The following is a 2,442-nucleotide window of genomic DNA, read 5'->3' as shown; positions in this document are numbered from 1 at the left end:
GGCGACGTGGTGGCGGATGCCAACGGCCAGCTGCGCTATGAAGTGCCGGTGCCGACTCATGCGCTGAATGAAGGCAGTAACGATGTGCAGGTGATGGTCACCGGTGTTGACGCGTCCGGTAACACCGCGATTGCGGTAGAACATAAAAACGTGGTCCTCGACACCCATGCCGAGAACCATGTGATCATCCAGCCGGTGGCCGGTGACGACATCGTCAATGCTAATGAATCGCGCATGCCAACCATGATTAGCGGCGTGGTCAGCGGTGATGCGCAGGCGGGCGATAAAGTCGTTGTCAGCGTGAATGGCCATGAATACCGCGGCGACGTGGTGGCGGATGCCAACGGCCAGCTGCGCTATGAAGTGCCGGTGCCGACCCATGCATTGAATGAAGGCAATAACGATGTGCAGGTGATGGTCACCGGCGTGGATGCATCCGGTAACACCGCGATTGTGGTTGAGCACCAAAACGTGGTGCTGGACACGCATGCCGAGAACCACGTGATTATCCAGCCGGTGGCCGGTGACGATACCGTCAATGCTAACGAATCCCGCATGCCAACCATGATTAGCGGCGTGGTCAGCGGTGATGCGCAGGTGGGCGATAAAGTCGTCGTCAGCGTGAACGGCCATGAATTCCGTGGCGACGTGATGGCGGATGAAAACGGCCAGCTGCGCTATGAAGTGCCGGTGCCGACTCATGCGCTGAATGAAGGCAGTAACGATGTGCAGGTGATGGTCACCGGTGTGGATGCATCCGGTAACACCGCGATTGTGGTCGAGCACCAAAACGTGGTCCTCGACACCCATGCCGAGAACCATGTGATCATCCAGACCGTGGCCGGTGACAATGTGGTGAATGCCGCCGAGTCCCGGATGCCGACCATGATCTCCGGTGTGGTCAGCGGTGATGCGCAGGCGGGCGATAAAGTCGTTGTCAGCGTGAATGGCCATGAATACCGTGGCGACGTGGTGGCGGATGCCAACGGCCAGCTGCGCTATGAAGTGCCGGTGCCGACCCATGCATTGAATGAAGGCAATAACGATGTGCAGGTGATGGTCACCGGTGTTGACGCGTCCGGTAACACCGCGATTGTGGTTGAGCACCAAAACGTGGTGCTGGACACGCATGCCGAGAACCATGTGATCATCCAGACCGTGGCCGGTGACAATGTGGTGAATGGCGCCGAGTCCCGGATGCCGACCATGATCTCCGGTGTGGTCAGCGGTGATGCGCAGGCGGGCGATAAAGTCGTTGTCAGCGTGAACGGCCATGAATACCGCGGCGACGTGGTGGCGGATGAAAACGGCCAGCTACGCTATGAAGTGCCGGTGCCGACTCATGCGCTGAATGAAGGCAGTAACGATGTGCAGGTGATGGTGACCGGCACCGACAGCGCGGGTAACACCGCGATTGCCGTCGAGCACAAAATGGTGGTGCTGGACACGCAGGCGCATAACGCCCTGACCATCGAAACGGTGGCCGGTGACGACACGGTGAACGCCACCGAATCCCGTATGCCGACGCTTATCAGCGGTGAGGTGTCCGGGGATGCACACGCAGGTGACCATGTGGTGGTCAACGTCAACGGTCACGAATACCGTGGCAACGTGGTGACCGATGAAAACGGCCAGCTGCGCTATGAAATTCCGGTGCCGACAAATGCCCTGACCGAAGGCAGTAACGATGTGCAGGTGATGGTGACCGGCACCGACAGCGCGGGTAACACCGCGATTGCCGTCGAGCACAAAACGGTGGTAGTGGACACGCAGGCGCATAATGCCCTGACTATTGAAACGGTGGCCGGTGACGACACGGTGAACGCCACCGAATCCCGTATGCCAACCATGATTAGCGGCGTGGTCAGTGGTGATGCGCAGGCAGGCGATCATGTGGTGGTCAGCGTCAACGGTCACGAATTCCGTGGCGACGTGGTGACCGATGAAAACGGCCAGTTGCGCTATGAAATTCCGGTGCCGACAAATGCCCTGACCGAAGGCAGTAACGATGTGCAGGTGATGGTGACCGGCACCGACAGCGCGGGTAACACCGCGATTGCCGTCGAGCACAAAACGGTGGTGCTGGACACGCAGGCGCATAATGCCCTGACTATTGAAACGGTGGCCGGTGACGACACGGTGAACGCTACCGAATCCCGTATGCCGACGCTTATCAGCGGTGAGGTGTCCGGGGATGCACACGCAGGCGACCATGTGGTGGTCAGCGTCAACGGTCACGAATTCCGTGGCAACGTGGTGACCGATGAAAACGGCCAGTTGCGTTACGAAATTCCGGTGCCGACAAATGCCCTGACCGAAGGCAGTAACGATGTGCAGGTGATGGTGACCGGCACCGACAGCGCAGGTAACGCCACCACGGCAATTGAGCACAAAACGGTGGTGCTGGACACGCAGGCGCATAACGCCCTGACCATCGAAACG

General features: G+C 59.2%; 1 protein-coding gene. It reads left to right on the top strand.

Going from position 1 to position 2,442, the window contains the following annotated elements; all coding sequences use genetic code 11:
- Window positions 1–2,442: Ig-like domain-containing protein (locus tag LVQ76_RS22240; protein ID WP_232922468.1), on the top strand; the 2,442-nt coding region annotated here is incomplete at both ends.

The sequence above is a fragment of the Buttiauxella cochleicola genome (genome assembly GCF_021283185.1).
Classification (GTDB): Bacteria; Pseudomonadota; Gammaproteobacteria; order Enterobacterales; family Enterobacteriaceae; genus Buttiauxella; species Buttiauxella massiliensis.
This window is presented reverse-complemented; position numbering and strand designations above follow the sequence as displayed.